Genomic DNA, 23,345 nt, shown 5'->3' with positions numbered 1-23,345 from the left:
AGAGGCAGGCCCACGCCCTCGCTGCAAACATTAGAAATCGCCCGGGCGCATCGCTCGGGTGGGCCACGGCGAACCGAGCGCGTTCTGGTCATTCTAGATGCGTCTCCCTCGGCCTCGACGCGCATCACCCTCACGAACTTGACCGAGCGGCCGCGGCGAGAGCCGCTCTATCTCGCTAAGACGCTTCGATTTGCGATATGAAGAACCTTCCAGGTGCCTTTTTCCCGACCTCATCCGAAGACCTTGCGGGACGTGGACCCGTCCTGGTCGTCGCTGCCGAGCCCGGCGACGAGATTTTCGGCTGCGGCGGCACCTGCCGCCGACACGCCGTTGCGGGAGACACCGTCGTGGTGTTGGTCATCACCGACGGTTGTCGTGATCTCGCGGACCCATCGGCTCGCGCCGAGGTCAGAGGCAGGCTCGAAGCCCAAAGCCGCAAGGCCTCGCGAGTGTTGGAGTCTCGAGAGCCGATATTCTGGGGCGAAGCATCTTCGGCAATCGAATACGGTGAGAAGATGATCCAACGTCTCGTTCAGGTCGCCACCGAGGCCGGCGCCAAACTCATCTACGCCCCCTCCGTTCAAGACCCCGATCCGACACGCTCCGTCATCGGCTTGATCGCACACGAAGCGGTCCGTCGGCTTCCCGTTGATTCGGCTTTAGTCGGGTACGAGATCGATGTACCGCTCCAACCGAATCTGCTGAGCGACATCACTGCCGTCTTCGACCTGAAACTGGCCGCCGCAGCGTGTTTCAGCTCGCAGCCGCACGAGCAGCTGCGCAGCGATCAAGTCGCAGCACTGAATCGCCTGCGCGCCTTCAAACTTCCCGCCCAGGCCAAGGCCGCCGAGGGGCTGATGGTCAGTCGCGGCGAAGACCTCTCGCGGCCGGTGCCGGGCACATCATCGCGAATGAAGACGTGGGCTGAATCGCCGTCCGACCAACCCCTCGTTTCCGTCGTAATCCGTAGCGCGCATCGTCCCGAGCTCGCGGACGCCCTCGATTCAATCGCAGCGCAAACCTACCGACACATCGAAGTTGTTTTGGTCGATGTCGCGGGGAACGGAATGCTCGACGCAGAACCCTGGTGCGGGCAGTTTCCGGTGCGCACGGCGTCGAGCGGCGCCCCGCTCGGCCGCGGAGCTGCCGCCAACCTCGGCGTAACTTCGGCGATCGGCCAATATGTCGTCTTTTTGGATGACGACGACTGGTTCCTCCCGGATCACGTGAGCTGCCTCGTCACCGCCTTGAGCCGGTCGGATACCGCTCGCGCCGCCTATGCGGGGGTTGAATGCCGAAAGAGGAGCGAAAACGGGGATTGGGAAGTCATCCACGTGTTCAACGAGCGGCACGATGCAACCCGACTTCTCGTCGAAAACTACCTTCCCATCCATGCCGTCCTCTTCGAACGATCGCTGTTCGATGACGATATTCGCTTCGACGATAATTTGGCACTCTACGAAGATTGGGATTTCTGGGTCAAACTGAGTCGCCGAACCAATTTCCTGCATGTCGACCGAATCACCACCGTTTATCGCATATCGGAAGGGAGCGGCTTCGGGGTACGTGCCCCGACACCCGAGACGCGTGTCGGCTTGGAAGCCTTCTTCGATCTCTGGCGTCGGCGCTGGAACTTGACGGAAGTGATCGCGATCGCCGGTTACACCAAACATCAGGTCGCTGCGGCGAAAGCGGAATCTCAACGGCAATGCGATGCACTGCGGGAGGATCTCCGGAAATTACGTGCGCAGCACAAAAAGGACGCGGAGCGAGAACAGGCGTTGGAGAGGATGCAGGCCACGCTGGCTGCGCGCGAGGCTCGAATCTCCTTCCTCGAAACGACAACCGACGGCAGAATCGCGAGCTTGGACAAACTCACGACGGCGCTCGCCGCATGTCAAGCGCGCATAGCCAAACTTGAGTCGGAGAGTATCGAAAAATCGCTGCAAATCGATCAGTTGGAGTATGCGTCTTCCAACCATGAAACGCGGTCCCTGGAGCTGGAGTCCTCGCTCGGCGAGTCCATCTCGGAGATGCATGCGCTTCGATCGGCGTTGAGTGCGGAGCGCGAGCAGGTCGCAGCACTCGAACAGATTGCCGCTGCCCACGAGCAGAAGAACTGTTCGCTTGAGCGCGACCTCTCTTCGGCCCTCGAGTTGGCACAAGCGAGCGCGAATCAGAGGGACCAGCTCGCAGAACGGCTCAACACGATATACAGCAGTGCGTTTTGGCCATGGGCGGCGAAACTCCTCCTGCTCGAGCGAGACCAGCGAACGCTTCCTCGGACAATGACGACAGCGATGAAAATCGCTTGGTGGTCGGCGACTTTTACACTTCCATCGGCCTTACGTCGTCGATCACATGCACGACAAATCAACGCGTCGGGTTTGTTCGATGAATTCTGGTATACCCAGCGTTATCCGGAGGTTCTGCTTGGCGGTTACCGACCGATACTGCATTGGCTGAGCATCGGGTGGCAAGAGCACCGCGACCCGCATCCCTTATTCGATACGGCATGGTATCTCGCTCACTGTCCGGAGGCGGCCGAGAGCCCAATCAATCCTCTTATTCATTATCTGCAAGTCGGCGCAAACACAGGCATCGACCCGCATCCATTCTTCGACACCGCCTGGTACCTCGAGAACAACCCTGATATCGCGGCGATGGGTGTCAATCCGCTCGCGCATTATATCGCTACAGGCGCCCGGGAAGGTCGGAGCCCGCATCCTCTCTTCGATGCAGCTTGGTATCTCGAGAACAACCCGGACGTCGCCGCAGCAGGAAAGAATCCCCTCATCCATTTTGTCGAACAAGGCGCCCGAGAGGGCCGAGATCCGCACCCCCTGTTCCGATTGGATTGGTATCTCGAGAACAATCCCGCTCTTCGAGGATCCGACATCAATCCGCTTCGTCATTTTCTGGTCGATGGCACAAAGACGAACGAGGGTCCTCATGCGTTGTTTGACGGCCCCTGGTACGCGGCAGTTAACCCGACCGTGGCATCCAGCGGACTGCACCCCTTTATTCATTACGTCACTCAGGGCTGGACGGAGCACCTCGCTCCGCATCCGCTATTTGATTCGACATGGTATCTCGAACACAGCGCCGATGTGCGAGATGCAGGAATTGATCCTCTGCGGCACTACATCGTTGCGGGGGCATCCGAAGGCCGAGATCCCTGTCCGCTTTTCGATACGGATTGGTATCGCGAGCACAACGCCGATATCTGCGGTGCCAACCCGCTTTATCATTACCTCTCTGCCGGCGCCGACGAGGGACGTGATCCCCACCCGTTCTTCAATACGTCCTGGTATCTCGAGAACTACCCGGACGTTTCGGAAAGCGGACGTAATCCTCTCGTCGACTTTTTGCTGTTCGGCGCTGAACGGGGCTGCAGCCCGGGGCCCGGCTTCGACTCGGCATGGTACCGCAGTCGGTATCCGGACACCCAAGCAATCAACCCATTGATCCACTACCTAATAGCGGGCGCATCCGAAGGCCGTTTGCCCCTAAACCCCGAACACAGCGGCGCCAAAGGACGCCCTGAGCTCAAGCCGGGAGCTTTTGGAAAGGGAGACCCGAACCAAACGGCCGGGCGTGCCAGCTGCGACTGGGACGGAGATTGGCGGTCTCTTTTTCCGGAACCCGAGACCGTGCCGACCCGACTGCTCGTGATCGACTGGAAACCCCCGACGCCCGACCGCGACTCCGGCTCCTACCGAATGCAGATGATCCTGGAGCTCCTCCTGGAAGCCGGACATGCAGTCGATTTCATTGCAGATCGACCCGCAGAGGATCCGGGTTACGCCCGGTCCCTCGAGGTTAAGGGCATCGGGATTATCATCGGTCAACAGGCAGCGCTCGAGCACCTGCGAACCAAAGGCGGAACCTATCGCAGCGCTTGGATCTCTCGGCCCGAGCTTGCAGAGGTCTATCTGCCGATCGTGCGAGCATTTGCCGTCGCCGCTCGGGTCATCTACGACACCGTCGATCTCCATTGGATCCGTTTCCTACGCGGTGCCTCTTTCGAAGCCGATCCCGATCGACTGGTCTCCCTGGCCGAGCACTACCGACGCATCGAGCTGTCCAACGCAATCGGCGCAGACCTCACAGTCGCCATCACCGAAGACGAAAAGCATGCACTGCTCGAGCAAAGTCCGAGGCTTGAGGTCGCCGTCGTGCCGAACGTTCATCGCGTCTGCCCGACCGTCGCACCCCCGTCGTCCCGCCGCGACCTATTTTTCATCGGCGGCTTTCAGCACACACCGAACGTCGATGCCGTGCTCTATTTCGTTCAACGTATACTGCCGCTCGTACATGCTCGGCAGCGCGATATCCGATTCAACATCGTCGGAAGCGATATGCCGGATGTGATTCGCGCACTCGAATCATCCTTGATCAACCCCGTCGGTTATGTCCCGGATGTCGCCGCTTGGTTCGACCAAAGTCGGGTCTTCGTTGCGCCGCTGCGCCACGGTGCCGGGATGAAGGGCAAGATCGGCCAAAGCCTCAGCTATGGATTGCCCGTCGTCACGAGTCGGATCGGTGCCGAGGGCATGGGGCTGACGCATGAGGTGAACGCTATGATTTGCGATGACCCGGAGGATTTCGCTGCGGCAATTCTGCGGCTCTATCGAGACGACACGTTTTGGGAGAGTCTCTCGGCGGCAGGGTGTGGACTGATCAAACGCCACTTTTCCAAGGAAGCCGTTGCAAAGAAGCTCCTACCCCTTTTCGAATGAAATCTCCAAAGAGCAAGCCGAGCCGACACGCCTCGCCGGTTCAATTATCGGAGCCCGCCATGCCGACAGGCGAAGACAACAGCGTTCTTATCGTCGGCGTTTATTTGCCGACGATCGCCAACCATGCAGATAGTATTTCGGCGGATCTGCTGGGTGCCCGGCGCTGGAGGGTTGATCTTCGATGGGCTGCAATCGGGGAAGGGCCCGTGCCGGAGCTGGTTCGCGACCATACCGCGCTGGCACTCGCCTCGCCTGTTCCCAAGTACGCTCTTCTGAATCGGCTGCTCGCCGGCATCGAGCTCGATAGATACCGCTACATCATCGTCATCGACGACGATATCGAAATCGGCCCCACATTCCTCGACCGTTTTTTGGAGCTTCAAACAACCTACGATCTCGCCCTGGCACAACCCGCCCGCACACACGACAGCTATATCGATCACTATTTCGTGGCCCAATTGCTCGGCGTCGCAGCGCGATGGACTCGCTTCGTCGAGATCGGTCCTGTCTTCTCACTCCGACGCGACGCCTTTCCACATATATTGCCTTTCAACGAAGAAGCGCCGATGGGCTGGGGTCTCGATTTCGTGTGGCCGGTACAGTTGGAGGCCAAAGGCTGTCGGCTCGGAATCGTCGATGCCGCGCCGGTCAAACACGCCCTGCGCAAACCGGTGACGACCTACGATTATGGCGAGACCGACACCGAGATGAGCCGCTTTCTCGCCGAACGAAAACACCTCGCAAGGGATGATGCGTTCATCGCGATCGAGACGTATCCACTGCACCCGCAGAGCACATAACCGGATCCGACATCCTCGATCGCGAGGTCTTTTTCGACGTCAAGATCACCGCCACGAGAAGGCATTGACCGTGAACCCAGTTGATCTACCCGGCCCAGCGCCACTTATCAGCGCAGTCATCTGCACCCACAATCGGGCCTCGCTGCTGCAACAAGCATTGGACTCGCTGTGCAACCAGACCATCGGCATTAACCGATTCGAAGTGGTCGTGATCGACGATGGCTCCACGGACGAAACCCCGAAGACGGTCGAGCGCTTTCGCTCCCTTCTCTCCTTGCGCTACGCCTACCAAAGAAATTCCGGTCTAGCAAGCGCGAAGAACCATGGATTATTCCTGTCTCGATCACCCATCGTCACCTTCCTTGACGATGACGACATACTGGACGAACGCTGCTTGGAAGAGCATTACCTTAGCCATCAGCGCTTCCCGCTGCCCAATTTCGCCGTACTCGGATACACCGACCTTGCTCGCGAGCCCGCCCGATCCCCATTAATGCATTACGTGACGGAAATCGGCTGCCAGCTCTTTTCCTATCCTCATCTGACCCACGGCTCGGAACTCGATTTCAGTTATTTCTGGGGCGGTCGCTCCTCCTGTAAGCGCGGATTCCTGCTCGAGCATGGCGTTTTTAATCCAGCCTTTCGATTCGGCGCGGAAGACATCGAGCTCGGATTCAGGCTTCAGCGGGTCGGACTGCGTGTTGTCTATAACGCCAACGCGATCAGTCATATGGTCAGAACGCTGAACTTCGAGGACTTCTGCAGGCGCTGTCATGCGCAGGGTCGGTCGAATTGGCTGTTCAGCCGACTGCATCCGGATCCCGAGGTCCAAACTTGGACTCGATCCGGGCAAGCGGCCCTCGAATGGGAGCAGATCGCACCGCGCTTCGACGCGATTATGAAGTCCGCTCGCGAGCTTGATCGATTCGTCGGCACGAGAGCCGACCTCGGTTTACCGATCAACGAGACAACCGAAGCTCTTCTCTACCGCGGCTACCGGGCAGCCTTCGAAGCGAACCGGATTCGGGGCACCTCGGAACGCATGCGCGAAGATCCGCAACATGCGCAAACGACAACCCTGCGGAAACCTCTGCACCCGGCGGATCCAAGTCCCGGCGAGCCGGCGCCTCCGCTCATTGTCACCCCGCTGTCGCGTCTCGCAGATTACCTCTCCTTAGAGGCAAATCTTCAAAAGAACGAGGTGGATGGGTTTGATATCGAATCTTCCATCGTCGAGATCGGCAGCACACGCGAGATCGAGGGCTACTGCTACGCGTGTGATCAACCCGGTCGATTCAGGGTCACCTTCGATCACGCATATAGGCTGCGCGGAAAGCTCACGCCGAATTGGCGAGAGACGGCTGCATGCACCCTATGCGGCTTGAACAATAGGATGCGCGCCACCCTACACGTCCTGAACGAAGTAGTCGCTCCGACGCAGGAATCCAAGATCTATATCACCGAGTGCGCGACGCCGTTTTTCAAGCAACTCAAGACGCGCTATCCCAACAGCGTCGGCAGTGAGTTCTTAGGCGGAACCTTGGCTCTCGGTTCCACGAACGCTGCGGGCATTCGCAACGAAGACGTGACATGCCTGAGCTTCGACGACCGCTCTTTTGACGTCGTTCTATCGTTCGACGTTCTTGAGCATGTTCCTGCGTATCGGTCTGCATTGTCGGAATTCGCGAGGATCTTGAGACCCGGTGGTACATTGTTCCTGAGTATTCCTTTTCGGCCTCGAGAGGAGACAACACTGGTGCGCGCCACGGTCGACGAGCTCGGCAACATCAGCCATCTTACGGCTCCCGAATACCACGGCGACCCATTACGGCCCGAGGGATGCCTAAGCTTCTACCATTTCGGATGGGATCTGCTCGATGACATTCGGAATGCAGATTTCAAGGATGTGCATGCGTTGCATTATCACTCTCTCATCTATGGCTATCTCGGACGCGATCAATTGTTTTTTGCAGCGACCCGGATTTGATCGATAAAACCGCAGCCCGGCCACGAAAGACTCAACACGGATACCGCTCACTCATGGACCCGATCTGATGATTATATCCAACAGCAGAAAGTTCATCTTTATCCATACTCATAAATGCGCCGGCTCAACCATCACGGATCTTCTTAGCCCCTACAGCTGCTGGAACGACATCGAGCTCGGTGTCTCAACCCTGGGCGAGACCCTTCAGGGCGTCTATCAGCAACGTTTCGGCCTCTGGAAACATGCCGGCGCTTGCGACGTTCGCGATGTCGTTGGCGATGAAACGTTTGAAGCCTATTTTAAGTTCGGCTTCGTCCGAAATCCGTTTCTTCGGGTGATCTCTTTCTATACCTTCATCGCGAAACTGCATCGTACGATTCTCGGAGCCAATAAGGAGATCATCGACACGTGGCCTATCTCGAAAGCATTCCTTGAAAGCGACGGTTTTTCCGAATTCATCCGTCATCCCGCCTTCGTCGAGCCGTCAATGACGAAGCTATTGACGGAACCGTCCGGCGGATCATTCAGGGTTCTCGTCGACTACGTCGGACGAGTCGAGTATTTCGATCGGGACATCGCGAAGGTTTTTCAGCGTATCGGAATACCTCCACCCGAAAATATCTCGCCGCGCAACACCTCGTCGAACATGCTTAAGGGTCTTCATCATTTCTATTCATCGGAAGACGATCTAGCCGTCGTATACGAGAAATATCGTTCGGATTTCGAGGTCTTCGGTTACTCCCCGGAGGAGGCTAAAATGGATTTGCGCCGCCCGAGATCGTAACATGCGAGACCGTCGATCCTACCATCTTCATCCGATTCGAGGGCGAAGAACGTGAGAATTCAGCGCCATACGTATCGCCGATTCATGCTATTTTCGTTTGCGGTGTTGCTCCTGCCGGCGATGGCATCACGGGAGCTGCCTGCAGACGAATTCGAGACCACCATCGGCTTCACGGACTGGTCCGATCAGGCCGGCCTGACTTACCGTGGCCAGACTTGGGGGGCATCTTGGCGCGATTTCGACAACGACGGCTTCGTCGACATCTTTGTCTCCCATCATTTTACGCATCCAAGACCATTCAAGTTCGCCCCAGGCGGCAAGGTTCCGGCATCACTCTATCGCAATGAAGGCGGAGCACGGTTCTCCGATCAAGGCTCGGTCGCCCTCGGATCGACCCCGGGAGATTGGCACGGGGCCTCTTGGGCCGACGTCGATAACGACAATGCACCGGATCTGTTTGTCGCGCGCGGAGGCGGGTCCGGCCTATTAAGACCGGGACCGATCACGAACGTCGATCGTATTCTGAATACGAACCTGCTCTTTATCCAGTCAAACGGCCGCTTCGTCGATCGATCAGAGGAAAGAGGTCTCGCCCTTCCCTGGCAACGAGGTCGGCGCGCATCTTGGTTCGACATCGACCTCGACGGACGACTGGACATCATTTTCGCCCTGGCGAGCCCCCCGGATCCCCGCGCTCTGATCTACCTTCAAAACCAATTTGGGCATTTCGAACCCTGCACTCAGGCGCTCCCGGGCTTAGGACCCGACGACTCATCGGGTGCAGTGATCCAATTCAGGGGCTTCCGAGACCAAGCTAGACACCTTCAGTTCAGCGGTGCACCGGGTAAGCTTTACCGCGAAAATGCGCTCGGCTCCTGCTCTTTCATCGAGGTCTCGCCCGATAGGGCGCTTGGGGCTCGGTATGCCTATGACCTAGTATTGGCGGATTTTACGGGGGATCTGAGTCTGGATTATTTTGGTCCGACGAAGGCGGGCGGGCCTTTCATTCGCAAGACAAACCTCAAACAAGTCACGATTGGTTTGCCCGGTCGAGAAACGATCGCGGGCCTCGAATTCAAGGTTGAAGGCGAGGCCATGGTCATCGTCCGACCAGCATCGGGACCCAAGAGCTGGATCGATTCGAGCCAACAGCGTATCTTCCTGGGCAGGTCCGGTGCTAATTCTAGTGCCTACCAATTCGAGCTCGACAGCGGCGACACTCGATTTCACGGGCGCGCCAGCCTCAATCTCTCGGCGACAGGTTTTTATTTGGCGTTCGATCCGGAAACACATCTCTGGTCGGTCACGGTCAAGAAGAACGAAAGCATTCCTTTCTTTTTGGAGATCATCGGAAACGGCCGGATCGACCTTGTCGGCGAGATCCCGATCACGGAACCCATCGACGCCGGCTCAAGCGATGTGTTCTATGTTCAAGGTGAGAAAACCTGGCAGCGCACACCTGGCGACTACGGTCTATCGACAGTCAAGACCAGTTGTGTCTCGGCCGTCGCAGGCGACTTCGACAACGATATGGACGTGGACATCTTCCTGGGTTGTGCCGATGACCTCGGATCCCGTCCCTACCTGCTTTACGAGAACCATGAAACCCACTTCGCAGCGAGCCTGCCTTCAGGGACGGAAGAGCACTACCAAACGGGCCTGATCGACTCGGTCTCCACCGCGGATTTCGACAAGGACGGTTTTCTCGATATCCTTGTTACGCGGGGACAGGCCGAAATCGTTGAAGAACATGGCCCGCTGACGCTGTTGCGCAACCGCGGCAACCGAAACCATTGGCTCCGTGTCGAGCTCAAGGGGAACAAAAGCGCGTCCGACGCCTTCGGAGCCCGGGCTTTTGTCAATGCCGGAGATCGCTGGCAGATGCGCTCCGCCTCGGGTGGGATACGCGTCACGGCCCAAGACGAGCCAACACTTCACTTCGGTCTCGGCGCAGCCGAGACAGTGAAAGACCTCTTGGTCGAATGGCCCGACGGCACCTTGGAGCGTTTTGTTCCGCCTTCGAGCAACACGCTCTTTACTTGCCGAGAGGGCACAGGCAACGCAGTCGCCGAGCCTCGGCTACTCGTCGCGCGAACACTCATCGAACAACACCGAGCCGCTCGTTTTCTTCTGCTTGACCCTACATCGACACCCCCGGAACGGATCACATGGCGGATCGACGGAACGCCTCTAGAGAATGCGAGCGGGAATGTCCTCACCAAGCGATTCGACAAGTCCGGAAGCTACTCGATCGAGGCCGTCTTGAGCCGAGAAAACGGACCATCCATGTCAGTGCGCACGCAAATCACAGTGATCGGCGAGCATTAATCACCGCTTGGGGCGTTTCCCGAAGACTTCACGCGTACTGCCCCACCCACATTGGCTCCCACACCTGCGTGTGCTGCATCCCGGATTGCAGGATCTGGCTTTGTCAGGTCTCCTGTGGATCTGGGCTTTGCGTTGGAGATGAATCGGCGGACCGTGGCTCACGCATCCTTCTGAATATCTGCTCGATTACCGCACGGAGGGTCTTATGCTCCGGCGCTAGATACTCCAGAACCTTTGCTGAGCGTGACTCTCCCTGAGCGGACCATTGGATTCACGTTCGTAGGCGACCCACTTCGGCGTCTTTACGATCGAGGTCCACCGGGGATCGGCATCGAGATAGCCCAGAAGAAGCCGGACGGCAGGCAGATGGACGTCGTCGATCACCAGCACGCCACCTTGCCGCAAGCGCCCGGCACTGTAATACCAATCGATCATGGGAGTCGGAAAGCCGTGGCCGCCGTCGATCAGAACAAGGTCGAGCTCAGTCTGCGGTAAGGTCGACAATACATCGTCGCTGAAGCCTTGGATCAAGGTCAGTCGCTCGGTCGCGATTTGCCTGTCCCGACAATGCAGCAGAAGATTGTCGATCTCGCTCTTCCAAGGTGCGACGCAGGTATGCTCGGTGCCAATCAGCACAAACAGCATCGTTGAGAGCCCCAATCCCGTCTCCAGGGTTCGCCATTGCGGCTCGCATCGATCCGCGATGAATTCATAGCAAGGTCGATCCGTGCGCCACACACCGCCTTCCGGATTACCAAGCTCGGCATGGACTTGCGGCAGGTCGGCGAACAGGCTGTTGACGATCTCGGAGGGGGGCTGTTCTGGCATGGCGAGTTAACCCGTTGGAATGCGCTTCTGATGCTTAAGATCGCGGCCGATCAAGGGGCGACCGTCGATCGCGGCTATGCTAAGGCAGCGGCCTTCCGACTGGCAAGCGAGCCGTGCACTTTTGATCCGATCGATCACCGAGAAGCGGACACGCTTGGCGGCAGTTCGCTCCCGAGCTCCCAGGCCGACCAACGTCGGCGCGACCCGGACGTCACCACGGCACCGACGAAGCCGTCATAAGGCGCGACATCGGTCAAGGACCACCCCGAACGATCCCCAATGGAGCTATTGTCAATCAAAAGACGCGGCGCCTCGTCCGGATGACAGGAGACTGCGAAGGCGCGAAGAGCCTCTTCCGACAGCCCCGCGCCGGACGCCTTCAGAAAGGCCTCCTTGCGTGTCCAGCACCGGAAGAATGCCTGCCGAGCAAGCCCCGGGAATCGACCGGAGATCCGCGTGAGCTCCGCGGCTTCGATCGGCGAGAAATAGCGCTCTGCAATGGTGAGCAGCCCCCCGATAGGCCTGATCTCCTCTAGATCGACCCCGACGGGACCGCGCGAGACGACCGCGAGGAGTGCCCGCCCAGCCGAGTGGGAGAGATTGAAGGCCAGCTCGCTACCGAAGAGGTACGGCTTCCCTGCACCGCCGTAGTCGAATCGGATCGCGTCCGGGGAAGATCCGCAACACGACCCGAGGATCCAACGCAACGTTTGTCGCGCGGCGCGGAATCTGCCACGGTCTCGCTCGAATCGAAACCTCTCGGCGCGGTTGCGCTCGTCGCGCGACATCCAGTCGGCGTCGATCTGTAGGTCGGGCCTGTCTAGATTCCAAGTATAGAGATGAATCTCGTCGTCGAGCGGGGGAAGCGGTCGCTCGACGAGGGGCGGGAATCGGCTGCTCGGTGGGGCAGCATGGCCCCCGTGGAACTGATTCGTCGGTCGCCGATCGCCATCCGGCAGTGGCGTGGCTCGTCGCTCCTCACGACTCAACGGATGTGCCTGCGCATTCCAGAAGGGTATGCCCGGTCGACAGCACATTCGCCCGCAACACCACGAGGCCGCTACTTTCGACCAAACGGCTCAAGGTATTCAGGTCGCGCAGACGCGTCCCGGATTCGCAGAGTACGCGCGCAAGCAACGCGTCGATCGCACGATAGGTCTCGGAGAATCCGCCATCCGTGAGCGATTCGATCACCAAGAGGCGGGCATTCGAGCGCGTGCTCAAAGCGTTCGCGACGTTCGCAAGAAGCCGGATCGCGCTCTCGTCCGTCCAGTTGTGAATGACGTTCTTCAGCAGATACACATCGGCATCGGGCAAGACGTCGGCGAAGAAGTCGCCGCCCAGGAAACGCAAGCGTCCGACCAAATCCGGGGCCATCTGCCGGAGATCGAGATCACCTCGCACGCAGACGTCTCGGCGATCGAAGCAGACCCCCCGCAAGTCCGGTCGAGCGCGAAGGAGACCACGCAGCAAAACGCCGTGTCCGCCGCCGAGGTCCAAGAGCGTCGCGGCCTCCGCAAAGGGCCACTCGCTCGCAAGGATCGCCGACAACGGACGGGACAAATCCTCCATCGCCAGATCGTAGACGCGGCCGGGCTCCGGATTTCGCGTCATATAGTCGTAGATGGAGCCGTTGAAGGTCGCGCGGAACCCCGACTCTCCGGTCGAGAGGGTCACCATCAGTGCCCCGAAGGCCTGTTGGTACTCGGCAGACGCCAAGATGCAGAAATGGCGCATCGATCGCGGATGATCGGAGCGCAACGGTTCGGAGTCCGGCGTGTTGGAGAAGCGACCCGCTTCATCGCGACGGAACACCCCTTGGGTACAAAGTAGATCGAGGACGACTTCGAGAACGTCGGGAAGCGTCGCGGTTCGTTCAGCCAGAGCGCCCGCCGACAAGTGCTCGTCAGCCAGCAGGTCGGCAATCCCGAGACGGGCCGCGGCTCCGACGGCGCAGGCCAGCATACCGCCGCAGGCAAGAAAGGCAGCATTCATGGGGACAGTACCTCGCGATCCATGTCGTTGGATTCGGATGACGCCCCGATCAGCGACCGAATGCGCTCGGCAAGATGATCCACATGGGGCCTCAGCAGCATCGTGATGTGGGTTCCGGGAACCTCGAACGAGCGGATCGGTTGCGCGCTGCAGGACATCCAATCCGACGACAGATCCTCGGGGGCATCCTCGGATGCGAGAAGCCCGTCCCGATCGCGCGCCTTGACCAGTTGGATCGGCATGCGCAGGGGCGCGACGGGTCCAGCATAGCGCTCCCCCGCAATGACGTTCTCGCGATAGGTCGCGACGTACTCCTCGAGCTGCTCCCGGGGCGTCCCGCGCGGCAGGGCACCGGCCTCGACCAGATAATCGGCGAAGCGTTCGGCCTGCTCGGCGCCTGTCCTGCCGTCCAACGCGGCGCGATCAAGGGCCAAAGGGACATCGTAGAGTCGGGCGATGCGTCGAGCGATATGGGCATACCAATCGGGAAGGCTCCAGTCACGGTATCGTTCCTCGCCCACCGCCCGCGGGCCCGGATTGTCCAAGGCCCAGAGCGATCCGGTCGGATAACCAGCGGCCTCACGCAAACGCGCAAGCTCGAAAGCGACCAATGCACCGAAGGAATGGCCGATCAGATGGCAGGGTCGAGGCCCGAGATGGCGCAGGATCGCCTCGTGGTATCGCGAGGCCATCGAGGCAACATCGCCCCTCGAACCTTGTGCACCCCAGATCGGAGCCAAGGCGCCCAGGGCGACGGCCAATGCCTCGAAGTAAAGAATGCTGCCGCCGGCACCGGGAAAGAGGATGATCGGCGCGCCGTCCCCGCTTCGGCGGATCGGAACGAGAACGGTATCCCGCTCGACAGGGTCGCCCGACTGCCGGAGCGCCTCGGCCAGGGCCTCGATCGTGCGATGTGTGAAGAAGACGGCCAGCGGCAGCCGCTTACCGAATTCTTCGAAGATCCGCCCCGCCAGCTGGACAGCCAAGAGCGAATGGCCGCCGAGCGCAAAGAAATCGTCCTGCGCACTCAACTGCTCGACACGCAAGACCTCCGAGAAGATCACGCCCAGCCGCAACTGGGTCGCATCCGTGATCGGTGCACGCCGTTGGCCGGTGATCTCCGCCGGCTGCAGCGCGCGCATGGCTCGAGCATCGACCTTTCCGTTCGGAGTCAGAATGATGCGATCGACGAGGTGGAACCGATTCGGGATCAAATGAGCCGGCAGCCGCGCGGCGAGAAAGCCGCGAAGCGCGTCCCGCGACAAGTCCGCGCGTCCGACCTCTGACGCCACGACCCACGCGATCAGTCGCGACGCATGCAGCCCGTCGGCATCGGGAAGGACGAGCGCCTGCTCGACCTCGTCGTGCGCCAGCAACGCCTGCTCGATCTGGGCCAGCTCGATGCGATGTCCGTGGAGATTGACTTGCCGATCGACACGGCCCAGGATCCGCAGCACCCCATCCGACCATTGCCTCGCCAGATCACCCGTCCGGTAAGCACGCCCGATCCCCGGGAGGACGGCGAAACCAGACGTATCTCCCGCCGATTCGCCGACGTATCCTCGCGCCAGGCAGGGCCCGGCGATCCAGATCTCTCCCGGAAACCCCTTCGGTACAGGCTGCCGGCTCGGATCCAGAAGTAAGATCGCGCAGTTCGCGACCGCCCGGCTCAAGGGCAAGGTCGAACCCGAATTCCTCTCCCCGCGCCGGACCTCATGCATCAAGACGCCGATCGTTGCCTCGGTTGGGCCGTAATGATTGAAGATCCGACACCGGCCCTTCGCAAGCAGACCCTGCACCCACTCGGATGGGCTCGACTCGCCGCCGAGAATCAGGCCCTTGCGCGGCAATGGCCGCGGCCCGCCGACCCCGAGTGCAGCAAGATGCGAGGGTGCGATCTTGAGGTAGTCGATCCCGTGCGCGAGCGCCTCCCGAAAGCCGGCCGGCTCCGTCGTCATCGCCTTCGGCAGGACATGCAGGGTTCCGCCGCTCGTCAGCGCGAGAAAGATGGCGGTGTTGCCGAGATCCGCGGTGAGCGAGGAGACCAACGCGAAACTGGATTCCGGCTGGATCCCGAGCTCCTCGGTCATGCTGGCCACGTAGTTCGTCAGGCCGCGATGCTCGACGGCGACCCCTTTGGGTCGTCCGGTGGAGCCCGATGTGAAGATGACATAGGCGAGGTCGTCCGGACCGACGCAAGCCTCGGGTAACGTCCGGTCGTACATCGGTGCCTGCATGTCCTCCAAGAGCAGCACCGGCGCGCCCAACGTCTGGAGACGTTGTGCAAGCTCACCTTGGGTCAACAGCAGCGAGACCCCGGCCCGGGCGAGCATTTCGCGCATCAGGTGCGGCGGATCGTCCGGGTCCAGCGGGACATAGGCGCCGCCTGCGGCGAGGACCGCGAGCAGGCCGACCACGGCATCGGAGCCGCGCTCGCAACACAGACCGATCCGCGATCCCCTGACACAGCCGGCGGACAGAAGCCCGCCGGCAATGCGATCGATCTCTTTCGACAGAGCGCGGTAGCTCAAGGAGCGCACCGCGCCCGTGTCGGACTCGGGCCAATCGGCCAACGCCACGGCATCGGGATGGCGACGAGCGGCCTCGCGGATCAGGACGTAGACCGGCTGGAGTGCCGCCGAGTCGAGCGCGCGGCCGCGGATCGCAGGTTCGGGAATCGAATCGGCCAAGAGCGGCAAATGCGCCACCGGCCGGCTCGAATCGTCGCAGATGGCGGCGAGCAACCGCTTGAAACCGGCTGAGAGCTGCTCGATCGTTGCCGCCTCGAAAAGATCAGTGCGAAACCCGAAGCTTAACCGAAGACCTGCGTCGAGCTCGACGACGGTGAGCGTAAGCTCGAACTTCGCGTCGACCGCCGCAATCTCCGCGAGCGGATCCGCGCCCCGACGGCCGATGAAATTGAAGAGGACATCGAAGAGCGGCGAGCGCTCGGGATCGCGTTGCCCACCCAGGCGTTCGACGATCAAAGCGAAGGGGAGATCCCGATGCTCGAGGGCAGCCAGAAAGCGCGAGCGCACCTGCTCGAGCAAGGTATCGAAGGCGTCGTCCGGATCGAGCCCGGCGCGGATCGCGACGGGGTCGACAAAGTAACCGACCACCCCCTGCCATTCGGGGAGTCCGCGACCTGCCGTCGGCACCCCGACGAGAAGATCCGTATGCCGCGTCCAGCGGTGCAATAGGGCCAGGAACCCCGCCAGCATGAGGACATTGAGGGTCACTCCGCGTGACTTGGCCAGCACGCCGAGCCGCGCGGACGCCTCGGCGTCGAGGACGCTCTCGACGGTGCCCGCGCAACGCAATCGCTTCGGCGATCGCTCGAAATCCCTTGGAAGCTCAAGCGGTGCAATCGGGCCGGTGAGCACGGTCTTCCAGAAATCCCAGAGTTGCTCGCCCCGGGTGCTCGCCAACATCTCCCGCTGCCAAAGCACGAAATCGCGATAATCGTGGCGGAGCTCGGGGAGGCTTTGCGCCGGATCCCCGACCGCGTCCGCCCGATCGCACAGCGCGAGCAGCTCGCGCCGCATGATCTCGAAAGACCAGCCATCGCAGGCGATATGGTGGATGAGGATCGCCAAGGTCGGCCCCGTCTCGGCGAGGATCCACCGAAACCGGGCGACGGGCCCATGCTCCAAATCGAACGGCTCCGCTTGAAGGCGTTGCAGCGTTTCCGTCAGATCCGAGGTCTCGGACGACGGCCGGATCTCCGCCCAATCCAGTCCGGCCGACGCGCCGAAGCGCTGGACCGGTTCTCCGTCCCGCAGGCTGAATGTCGTACCCAGGACGGGATGACGCCTCAGGAGGTGTCGGCAGACCGCGCGCCAAAGCGCCGCGTCGGCAGTAGGCCCCGGATGCAGGAGCATCGACTGGTTGTATGCGACAGACCCGGGTTCGAGCTGTTGCAGCAGCCAAAGCGCCTTTTGGCCGTGCGAGAGAGGTGCAAGATCCAAGCATCCCGGATCGCGCTGCAGCGCCTCGACCAGGCGCCCCCGATCGGCTCGCAGCCGCTCCAAGACCTCCGCGTCGAGACCCGATTTCGGAGCGCGATAGCGCAGCCGCTCCCCGTCCAGCCAGAATCGCCATCCGGCAAGCACCAGGGTCTCGAATGACTCCAGACCGGTCACAGCTCGCCCTCTTGGAAGAATCCGTCGAGCCTTTGCGAGACCTCCGTCGTCAGATCGCCGTCCATGACCTGCTCCACGCTCACGGCCGCCAGTGTCTCGATCGTGGCACCCGAGACGATCTGCGAGACCGGGATCTCCACGCCGAGATCGGCCTTGAGCTCGATGGCGATCCGCAAGGCCATCAGCGAATCCAAGCCGAGCTCGGTGAGAGGTCGGCTCGGGTCGATGCGGTAATCGGGACTCCCGTCGATGATCAGACCGGCGATTCGGTTCACGAAGCCCACGATGAGCGGTGGCCACTCCTCGCGAGGCACACGCTCGAGCCTGTCTCGAATCTCGCCCTCCGCCGTCGAGACCCGGGTGATTTCCATCGCGTCCGACTGAATCCCTGAGAGCTCGGCACACAATAAAAAGGACCGCGCATCGAGGAGCCGAATCGTCGCGGATGCGTGATCCTCCGCTCGCCACACCAACACCAAGACCTCGCGCGGGAGCGGGGCGGCGACGTCGATGCGGTCGATCGCGCGCAGCTGTCTGACCCGCGGCGGCGTCGCACCGGCATCAAGTCCGCCCAGGAGCTGCAGCCCGCCTTCGATCGCCGCCAGCGGTAGATCGGGTAGGGGCGAGGGGTCGACGCCGCCGCCGGTCTGCAGATCCAGAACGGCGCTCGCCGCGTGCATGCCGAGGCGGATCTCGCGCAGCACCTGCAGATCGGGACCGTATCGGAATCCGAGCTGCTCACCCGCGCGATAAAAAGCGGCCTTCTCGATGGCGGAATGTGCCGAGCGAAGACGCGCGAGCAGCGATTCGTCCGCATCCCGAGTACGACCGGACATGGGCCGGGGCTCAGGCTGAGGTGAACCCGATACGGCGCGCAAACGCGCCTGTATGAGCAGGCTCCAAGGCGCATCCTCTACACCCTCGGCGCGACCGTAGATCTCGACCACCCCGGGATCGGCGTTCGGCGTCTTCACCAGGGTGTGCAGGATCACGCAGGGGTCCGCCAATCGCTGAACATCGACAAGCCGTAGGGCCTCCAACCACATCTCGATACCGGGTGCGGCCCGACGCGCCGCCCGCAGCGCCGCGTAGAGGAGAAGACCCGGAGGAAGAGCTCGCTCGGCGAGCGCCGGATAGCCGTCGAGCTCGGGGGTCAGGCCGACGCCCGTTCGGGCCTCGAAGCGCAGAGCACCGGTGTTGCCGGGCAGGTTCAAGAGAAGCCCGGGCAAACGCGGCGGCGCATCCGACGGAGCAACGGCGTCATGACGCCCTTCGGCGATCTCGATCCAGAAGCTCCTGCGTTCAAAGGGCGTGGTCGGCAGCCGGGCCCGAGGCCGCTTCGCGGCTGCGGGCTCCAACCCCGTCCATTCCGGATCGGCGCCTCGCTCGTAAAGTTGGCCCAAGGCGTTCAACAGGGTCAGGCTTGGATCGACCGGCGGCTGCATGCTCGCCAGCCAGAGCACGCCTCGGGCATCGTCTGCCGACTCGCGGCCGAGCGCGGTCAACACGGGTTTGGGACCGATCTCGACATAGGCATCGCAGCCGAGCGTCGAGAGCGTCCGCATCCCGGCCTCGAATCGAACCGTGCGTCGAAGGTGGTCGACCCAGTACGCGGGATCCGTCACCTCATGCCGCACCCTCTCGCCGGTGAGATTGGACACCATCTCGATGCGCGGCTCCGAGAGCCGACAGGCCGCCACATATCGACCGAATTCGGCCAGGATCGGCTCGACCAAGCGCGAATGAAAAGCATGGGAGACGGGCAGGCGTCGACAACCGATCCCGGCCTCCATGAGCCGACGCTCCGCGCGATCGAGTGCGCCGACCGGACCCGCGACCACAAGGCTCGCGGGGCCGTTGACCGCAGCCAGGTCAAGCCCGAGCGACGCGAGCGAGACGACGGACTCCAGCCCCTCGGGAGAGGCCGCGACGCTCAGCATGCCGCCACCTGCGGGCAAGGACTGCATCAAACGCGCACGCACGGCGACCAGTCGCAACGCATCTTCGAGCGACATCACGCCCGCGACGCAGGCCGCGACGTACTCGCCGAGGCTATGACCCATCACCACATCCGGAACGATTCCGCGGCTGCGCCAGGTCTCGACCAAGGCGTATTCGAGGGCAAAGAGCCCGGGTTGGGCCCAAGCCGTTTGCTCCAAACGCCGGTCGCGAGGATCCAGCACCACCTCGGCCAGCGGCGCCTCCAGATCGGGGGCGAGTCCCTCGCAACAGCGATCGAATGCCCGGCGAAAGACCGGCTCGGTCGCGTAGAGCTCACGCCCCATCCCCGGCTCGTGCGAGCCCTGCCCGGTGAACAGAAAGGCGACACGCGGGGCACGCGCCTCGGCCCCTGCCCGGTCGACAGCCGCAGAGGCCATACGCTCGCGCAGTCGATCGCGCGCCTCCAAGCGGCTGCGTGCAACCACCCCGATGCGGTAGCGCCAATGATGGCGTCCCAGCCAACTGGTCCGGCACAGTGCCGACAGTGGCTCGACGGCGTCGCCGATAAACCCGGCGACATCCCCGATCGGAGCGGTAGGCTGGACAAGCGGTGTAGGGTGGACAAGCGGTGTAGGGTGGACAAGCGAAGCGCAGTCCACCAACGTCGACGCAGGGCAACCAACCAGCGTTGTAAACGCACCCGGCTCGACGGCTCCAGGATCCATCGAGCGATCCACCGGACTCTCCTCCAGGCGATCAACCATCCGCAGCGCCGCGGTGCGCAGTGCCTCGGGGGTTCGGGCCGACAGAACCAGCAGATGCGCGCGGCCCGTGTCGGCCCCATCCGACTCCGCATTCTGCTCGATCGCCGAACGCGTTGACTGCGCCTCGGCAAGGATCACATGGGCGTTGGTTCCACTGATGCCGAAGGAGCTGACCCCGGCGATCCGCCGCCCGACCGAGTCCCAATCCCGGTCGTCCCGGTTCACCTCGAACGGCAGAGACGCCCAGTTGCTGCGAGGGTTCGGTGTCCGGAAATGGAGGCTCGGCACCAGCCGACGGCGGCGTAGTTGCAGTGCGGCCTTGATCAGCCCGGCGATCCCGGCCGCCGCCTCGAGGTGGCCGATATTGGACTTGACCGATCCGAGTCGCAGCGGCACCGCCCGCGTCGAGCGAAAGACCTCACCCAGGGCCTGTAGCTCGATCGGATCACCCAAAGGAGTCCCGGTTCCGTGGGCCTCGAGATAACCGACCTCCGAGGGCTCGACCCCCGCCGAGTGCAGACAGTCGCGGATCAATGCGTTCTGGGCCGGACCGCTCGGGACCGTCAAGCCGGAGGTGCGCCCGTCGTGATTGACGGCCGATCCCAAGACCACTGCGACGACCGCATCCCCCGCAGCCAAGGCATCCGAAAGCCGTTTCAGCACCACGACGCCGCAACCCTCGGCACGCACATAGCCGTCGGCGCCCGCATCGAAGGTCCGGCACCGCCCGCTCCTCGAGAGGGCATGCGCATTGGCCAGAAAGACGGTCGTCTCCGGATTGAGCATCAAATTGACACCCCCGGCCAACGCCAGATCGCTCTCGCCGCGCCGTAAGCTGGCGCAGGCCAGGTGTACCGCGACGAGTGACGACGAGCAGGCCGTATCGACCGCCATCGCCGGGCCGTTCAGGCCCAACGCGAACGCGATTCGTCCGGCTGCCGTGCTGGGCGCATTGCCCGTGGCGAGATAGCCGCCGACCTCCAGACGCTGCGTGGGCGAGAGCCGCTGAACATAGTCCGCGCTGCTGATGCCGACAAAGACGCCGGTGCGGGAGCCGCCGAGACCTTTAGGATCGATGCAGGCGTCTTCGAGCGATTCCCAGCTGACCTCCAGAAGCATGCGCTGCTGCGGATCGAGTGTCTTGGCTTCGCGGGGCGAGATACCGAAGAAATCCGCGTCGAAGCCCAAGGCGTCGGCGAGAAACCCGCCGAATCGGGCCGCCTCGCGCTGGTCGGCGTCGATCCAACCCTCGTAGACCCCCGGATCCCAACGCTCCGGCGGGACCTCGGAGATCGCATCCCGGCCCTCTCGGAGCAGTTGCCAGAATGCATCGGGTGAATCGACCCCGCCCGGAAAGCGGCAACCGATCCCGACAATCGCGATCGGCTCATTCTCGGACGCGGATTCGGACGCTGCGGTTGCGCGCCCGGCGTCGCTGCCGGCGCACTCGGGAGACGTCCCCGGGGCGCTCGCCAAGGCCCGCGCCAGCCGCGTGATGTCCGGGTAATCGAATGCGAGTGTTTGCGGCAGAGATCTCCCGAGCACCCGCCCGAGACGTTCGCTGAGCTCCACGCAACCCAAAGAGCCGAGCCCGAGATCGAAAAACCCGGTCTCGGAGTCAAGCGACTCGGGGTCCGCGAGATCCAACAATCCCGCGACCTCGCCCTGAATCACCTCGACGAGATCCCGGAACCGCTGTCGATCCGTCGAGGCGGGTTGCTGCACAGCCGGCGGCGGCCCGGATTCGCCACGCGTCTCCGGCGGACCGCTCGACGTGATCCCGCGGCCGTCGAACCGCTCCTCGGACACGCTCGGCCGAGGGCTCAGGCGATCCGGAGCGATCGCCTGACCGAGCAGATAAAGCTGAGCCAAGGCGACGTGGATCGTCTGCAAGGGCGGGTGGCCCTCGCGATGCGTCGGCACCGCCGACACGCCCTTGCCGCGAAGGGTCTCGCGCACGAACCCGGAGAGCCGCTCGCCGGGGCCGACCTCGACGAAGGTCCGGAAACCGGCGTCGAAGAGCGCAAGGATGCTTTCGCGGAAGCGCACCGGCTCATGCCATTGCGCGGCCAGCACCTCGGTGGCGGCTGTGCGCTCCTCGGGCAGCGGGCGCAGCCGGCTGCAGCTCCACACCGGGATCCGCGGCGCAGAGAGCGCGAGTGCCGCATAGTCTCGGCGCAACTGTTCACCGCCAACAGGGAAGGCGGGCGTGTGCACGGGACACGCCAAACCCGCGAGACGGTATGCCAGCAGACCTTGTGCCTTGACTTGCGCTTCGACACGTCCGAGCACCTCGGGCTGGCCCCAGAAGACCTTTTGCTGTCGACAATTGTCCAGCGCCATGAAGACCGACGGCGGATCGCGTTGCATCTCGGGCGCGATCAGATCGACGGCGGCCTCCGTGATCGCCAGCATCCCGAGCGGGTCGCCCTCGGCATCGAGGCTCGCGACCGACGCGAAGAGCGGGCTCAAATCGGCCAGGCTCGGCACCATCCCGGACGCCACCAAAGCAGCATGCTCGCCGAAACTATGGCCGACGAGCAGATCGCAGCTTAGGCCGAGATCCCGCAGCAAGACCCACATGGCCAGATCGGCCATCAGGACATCATCGAGCATCCCCGCAAGCTCCGACCCCGAATCACCCGAGGCGAGACCGAACGGACGTGGACCCGCAACGCTTCCGTACCAAGCATCGACTGCCGGAGACAGACCGCACAGCTGCCGCGCAAGCCCGGTGTCGCGATGACCGAACCCCGGAAAGAGCACCGCAACACGGCCCGGTTCCTCGAGCCCGCCGGCGTCGCGGTAGTAGATTCGGTTGCCCAGATTCAAGCGCATGCTCGAACGCGTCTCGAGGGCATCGAGTGCCCGGGCAACGGAGCCTGCAAAGTCGGCAGGGTCCGTACTGACAATGGCCAGTCGATGCCTCTCCGGGACAGCGCCCGCCGCCGGAGGCTCGAACCTGTCGGACCCGCGCTCCAGAACCCGGCGCAGCGCACGGCATAGATCGGCCCGAGCGGGCGCGCAGAGGAGA

The 23,345-nt window shown here is 62.3% G+C and carries 10 protein-coding genes; 5 read left to right on the top strand and 5 right to left on the bottom strand.

Features of this window, described 5'->3' with window-relative positions:
* The first annotated feature begins 197 nt into the window (after positions 1 to 197).
* The 5 genes from THIMADRAFT_RS24560 to THIMADRAFT_RS07650 all read left to right on the top strand — a co-directional run bounded on the left by THIMADRAFT_RS24560 (position 198) and on the right by THIMADRAFT_RS07650 (position 10,641).
* A complete protein-coding gene (locus THIMADRAFT_RS24560) occupies positions 198 to 4,742 on the top strand; it encodes a glycosyltransferase (protein WP_007192429.1) in 4,545 nt (1,514 codons plus the stop codon).
* Positions 4,673 to 5,542, top strand: coding sequence for a hypothetical protein (locus THIMADRAFT_RS07665; RefSeq protein WP_139052739.1), 870 nt, complete (start codon positions 4,673 to 4,675; stop codon positions 5,540 to 5,542). The genes THIMADRAFT_RS24560 and THIMADRAFT_RS07665 overlap by 70 nt, the downstream gene beginning before the upstream one ends.
* Positions 5,543 to 5,612: 70 nt before the next feature.
* Positions 5,613 to 7,529: a glycosyltransferase gene (locus THIMADRAFT_RS24555; RefSeq protein WP_007192427.1), complete on the top strand. Its 1,917-nt coding sequence runs from the start codon at positions 5,613 to 5,615 to the stop codon at positions 7,527 to 7,529.
* Between the two features lie 67 nt (positions 7,530 to 7,596).
* A complete protein-coding gene (locus THIMADRAFT_RS07655; RefSeq protein ID WP_007192426.1) occupies positions 7,597 to 8,313 on the top strand; it encodes a sulfotransferase family 2 domain-containing protein in 717 nt (238 codons plus the stop codon).
* A gap of 51 nt (positions 8,314 to 8,364) precedes the next feature.
* Complete coding sequence (locus THIMADRAFT_RS07650) at positions 8,365 to 10,641, top strand: CRTAC1 family protein (protein WP_007192425.1); 2,277 nt, start codon at positions 8,365 to 8,367, stop codon at positions 10,639 to 10,641.
* Positions 10,642 to 10,857: 216 nt separating this feature from the next.
* Here THIMADRAFT_RS07650 and THIMADRAFT_RS24550 read toward each other — a convergent pair whose 3' ends face one another.
* From THIMADRAFT_RS24550 to THIMADRAFT_RS24545, 5 genes are all read right to left on the bottom strand, one after another.
* Positions 10,858 to 11,469 carry a class I SAM-dependent methyltransferase gene (locus THIMADRAFT_RS24550; RefSeq protein WP_007192424.1) on the bottom strand — a complete coding sequence of 204 codons (612 nt, stop codon included), beginning with the start codon at positions 11,467 to 11,469 and terminating at the stop codon, positions 10,858 to 10,860.
* Between the two features lie 134 nt (positions 11,470 to 11,603).
* Positions 11,604 to 12,506: a 4'-phosphopantetheinyl transferase family protein gene (locus THIMADRAFT_RS28530; protein ID WP_083829234.1), complete on the bottom strand. Its 903-nt coding sequence runs from the start codon at positions 12,504 to 12,506 to the stop codon at positions 11,604 to 11,606.
* Entirely contained in the window at positions 12,448 to 13,464 is a 1,017-nt protein-coding gene (locus tag THIMADRAFT_RS07635) for an O-methyltransferase family 2 (protein WP_007192422.1), read from the bottom strand. The genes THIMADRAFT_RS28530 and THIMADRAFT_RS07635 overlap by 59 nt, the downstream gene beginning before the upstream one ends.
* Positions 13,461 to 17,606, bottom strand: coding sequence for a non-ribosomal peptide synthetase (locus tag THIMADRAFT_RS07630; protein WP_007192421.1), 4,146 nt, complete (start codon positions 17,604 to 17,606; stop codon positions 13,461 to 13,463). Before THIMADRAFT_RS07630 ends, THIMADRAFT_RS07635 begins: the two co-directional genes overlap by 4 nt.
* Positions 17,603 to 23,149 carry a type I polyketide synthase gene (locus THIMADRAFT_RS24545; protein WP_007192420.1) on the bottom strand — a complete coding sequence of 1,849 codons (5,547 nt, stop codon included), beginning with the start codon at positions 23,147 to 23,149 and terminating at the stop codon, positions 17,603 to 17,605. The genes THIMADRAFT_RS07630 and THIMADRAFT_RS24545 overlap by 4 nt, the downstream gene beginning before the upstream one ends.
* Between the last annotated feature and the right edge of the window lie 196 nt (positions 23,150 to 23,345).

The sequence above is a fragment of the Thiocapsa marina 5811 genome, from assembly GCF_000223985.1.
Classification (GTDB): domain Bacteria; phylum Pseudomonadota; class Gammaproteobacteria; order Chromatiales; family Chromatiaceae; genus Thiocapsa; species Thiocapsa marina.
This window is presented reverse-complemented; position numbering and strand designations above follow the sequence as displayed.

Bases quoted from the DNA above. Each gene is read 5' to 3' on its own strand.
- THIMADRAFT_RS24545 (WP_007192420.1), bottom strand. From the start codon at position 23,149: ATGCGCTTGAATCTGGGCAACCGAATCTACTACCGCGACGCCGGCGGG.
- THIMADRAFT_RS24550 (WP_007192424.1), bottom strand. From the start codon at position 11,469: ATGCCAGAACAGCCCCCCTCCGAGATCGTCAACAGCCTGTTCGCCGAC.
- THIMADRAFT_RS07655 (WP_007192426.1), top strand. From the start codon at position 7,597: ATGATTATATCCAACAGCAGAAAGTTCATCTTTATCCATACTCATAAA.
- THIMADRAFT_RS28530 (WP_083829234.1), bottom strand. From the start codon at position 12,506: ATGTGCTGTCGACCGGGCATACCCTTCTGGAATGCGCAGGCACATCCG.
- THIMADRAFT_RS24560 (WP_007192429.1), top strand. From the start codon at position 198: ATGAAGAACCTTCCAGGTGCCTTTTTCCCGACCTCATCCGAAGACCTT.
- THIMADRAFT_RS07635 (WP_007192422.1), bottom strand. From the start codon at position 13,464: ATGAATGCTGCCTTTCTTGCCTGCGGCGGTATGCTGGCCTGCGCCGTC.